A 2,909-nucleotide genomic window follows, 5' to 3' on the forward strand; every position below is an offset into this window, starting at 1 on the left:
GGCGCCGAAGGGCTGACCCGGGCCACCGGTGTGGCGGTCCTCGCGGCGAACTACGTGGCGGCGCGCCTGCGGGGGCACTTCCCGGTGCTGTACGCCGGCAACAAGGGCCTGGTGGCGCACGAGTGCATCCTCGACCTGCGGCCGTTGACGAAGGCGACCGGGGTGACGGTGGACGACGTGGCGAAGCGGCTGATCGACTACGGCTTCCACGCGCCGACGATGTCGTTCCCCGTCGCCGGGACGCTGATGGTGGAGCCGACCGAGAGCGAGGACCTGGCCGAACTGGACCGGTTCTGCGACGCGATGATCGCGATCCGCGCGGAGATCGAGCAGGTCGGGTCGGGGCAGTGGCCGGCGGGGGACAACCCCCTGGCGAACGCGCCGCACACCGCGGCGATGGTCAGCGGCGACGAGTGGCCGCACGCGTACCCGCGGTCGGTGGGCGCGTACCCGGCCGGGGTGGACCGGGCCGGGAAGTACTGGCCTCCGGTGCGGCGCATCGACGGCGCGTACGGCGACCGGAACCTGGTCTGCTCGTGCCCGTCGCCGGAAGCGTTCGAAGACTGAGCTTGGCGACGGGCGTGCCGGGGCGGGCGGTTTCGGGCCGCCCCGGCAGCCGCTGCGACCTGGGCGTGGCGTCCCTTACCGGGGGACGGGGCCTGGGTCGAATGGCGGCTAGTCGGTGACGCTGAGTGGTCGGTCAGGCCACGAGAGCGTGGCGGGCGGGGCCGCGGTGCGGTGCGATGCTGCTGCCGTCGGGGAGCAGCTCGCCGGTGTCCTCGAAGACGATGACACCATTGCAGAGCAGGCTCCAGCCCTGCTCACGGAAGCAAGCGAGGACTCGCGCGGCTTCCCGGTCGGTGGCTTCAGCGGAGGGGCAGGTCGGTTGGTGCTGGCACATCGGGTTCTCCGGACTGTGGGGGCACTGTGTCATGGTTCACATGACCAGTGACGCACAGTACCAAGTGAAAGTGTCCGGCATCGAGCAGGTGTCCGTCTGTCGCACCGGAAATCCACTGAACGGATGAGGAAGGTCGAACCGTACGGCGTGGAAACGCTCCCACAGGTGTATGCCGCGGACCGCGGCCCGGCCGGGTATGCCGCGGACCGCGGCACGGCTGGGTTGGCCGCAGACCGCGGCACGGCTGCGTCGATCGATGTGCCTGCGGCCCCGGCCGCGTGTCGCGGCGCGCTCACCGAACGCGCCCGCCTGCAGTGGCACCTCCGCGACGGAGGCGACCCCGCCGCCCTCGCCGAGGAGTTCCTGGCCGCACACGGCCTGGCCCTGCACGACCTGAGCCGGCCCGCCACGGCCCGTCACGACGGCAGCGGGGTCTGCGGCGCGGCGTTCTACCTGTCCGCCGCCGCCGGCGCGCACCTGGCGGGAGCGCCCACCACCGCGCCCGAGCCCGCGCCGACGCTGCCCGACCTCACCGTCGTTGTCTACGGCCACCACCCGACCCCGGCCGACCCGGTCGGCCGGCCCGCCTCGGCGTGGTGGCTCGGTGAGTGGGCCGAGAGCTGGACCCGCCGCCAGCACGCCGACGCCGTCACGAGCGTGCGCGCCGCGATCGGTCGCGGGGACGTCTACCAGACCAACCTCGTCGGGCACGCCGCCGCCCGCTACACCGGCGACCCGCTACCCGCGCTGCGCCGCCTCGGCGCGCTGCCCGGCGCCCGCTACGGCGGCGTGCTCACCGGCGACGGCTGGGCCATCGGCTGCGCCTCCCCGGAGACCCTCATCGAGGTCACCGACGGGCAGCTGATCACCCGACCCATCAAGGGCACCCGCCCGGCCACCGCCGCCGGCCGCGCCGAGCTGCTCGCCAGCGCGAAGGAACGCGCCGAACACGTCATGATCGTCGACCTGGAACGCAACGACCTCGCCCGCATCGCCCGCACCGGCACCGTCACCGTCGACGACCTGTTCACCGTCCGCCGCTGGTGCGACCTGTGGCAGGCCGAGTCGACAGTACGGGCCGCCGCCGCCGACGGGCTCGGCCTGGCCGACCTGCTGCGCGCCACCTGCCCCGGCGGTTCCGTCACCGGCGCGCCGAAACGCGCCGCCCTGACCCAGATCAACGCCCTCGAACCGGTCGGCCGGGGCGCCAGTATGGGCGCGCTGGGCTGGGTCGCCCCCGGCCGCGTCGACCTCGGCCTGACCATCCGCACCGCCGCCGCCGACGGCCAGCACCTGCACACCTGGGCCGGTGGCGGCATCACCTGGGACAGCGACCCCACCGCCGAGGTCGCCGAAGCCGCAGCGAAGACCGCCCCGATCCGCGCCACCCTGGCCGGACGCTGAACCCGCCGCCACCGGCGATAAGCTGCCGTCCATGACCATGCGGCCCATCCGGATCATCGGCGACCCCGTCCTGCGCACCGAATGCGAGCCGGTCACCACCTTCGACGCCGAACTGCGCGCCCTCGTCACCGACCTGATGGACACCCTGCTCGGCGAGCCCGGCCGCGCCGGCGTCGCCGCGCCGCAGATCGGCGTCAGCGCCCAGGTGTTCGTCTACGACGCCGACGGGCACCGCGGCCACCTGATCAACCCCACCCTCGAACTGTCCGACGAACTCCAGGACGACGAGGAGGGCTGCCTGTCCATCCCCGGGCTGTACTTCCCGACCGCGCGGGCCCTGCACGCCACCGCCCACGGCGTCGACCAGAACGGCGAGCCGTTGACGATCTCCGGCAGCGGGTTCCTCGCCCGCGCCCTGCAACACGAGACCGACCACCTGCGCGGCACCCTCTACGTCGACACGCTGCGCGGCGACATCCGCCGGCGGGCCCTGCGCGAGATCCGCGCCGGCCGCTTCCACTCACCCAGCCGCCGCCGCTGATCTGCCGCCGCTGATCTGCCGATGACGCGCCAGCCGGGCCCGGCTGGCGCGTCAGGTGCTGTC

General features: G+C 73.8%; 3 protein-coding genes and 1 pseudogene. 3 read left to right on the plus strand and 1 reads right to left on the minus strand.

Going from position 1 to position 2,909, the window contains the following annotated elements; all coding sequences use genetic code 11:
- Positions 1-567: pseudogene (locus tag ACWCO3_RS33545) on the plus strand (glycine dehydrogenase (aminomethyl-transferring)); the annotation flags it as partial.
- Between the two features lie 133 nt (positions 568-700).
- Here ACWCO3_RS33545 and ACWCO3_RS33550 read toward each other — a convergent pair.
- Entirely contained in the window at positions 701-901 is a 201-nt protein-coding gene (locus ACWCO3_RS33550) for a DUF5999 family protein (RefSeq protein ID WP_007460326.1), read from the minus strand.
- A gap of 123 nt (positions 902-1,024) precedes the next feature.
- Between ACWCO3_RS33550 and ACWCO3_RS33555 the strand changes: the two genes are divergently transcribed.
- Both ACWCO3_RS33555 and def read left to right on the plus strand, forming a co-directional pair.
- Positions 1,025-2,305, plus strand: coding sequence for a chorismate-binding protein (locus tag ACWCO3_RS33555; protein ID WP_358166732.1), 1,281 nt, complete (start codon positions 1,025-1,027; stop codon positions 2,303-2,305).
- Between the two features lie 31 nt (positions 2,306-2,336).
- Entirely contained in the window at positions 2,337-2,846 is a 510-nt protein-coding gene (gene def / locus ACWCO3_RS33560; protein ID WP_450013962.1) for a peptide deformylase, read from the plus strand.
- Positions 2,847-2,909 lie beyond the last annotated feature (63 nt).

This window comes from Micromonospora sp. NPDC002411 (genome assembly GCF_053592955.1).

Coding starts and splice junctions, on each gene's coding strand:
- ACWCO3_RS33550 (WP_007460326.1), bottom strand. CDS start 901: ATGTGCCAGCACCAACCGACCTGCCCCTCCGCTGAAGCCACCGACCGG.
- ACWCO3_RS33555 (WP_358166732.1), top strand. CDS start 1,025: ATGAGGAAGGTCGAACCGTACGGCGTGGAAACGCTCCCACAGGTGTAT.
- def (WP_450013962.1), top strand. CDS start 2,337: ATGACCATGCGGCCCATCCGGATCATCGGCGACCCCGTCCTGCGCACC.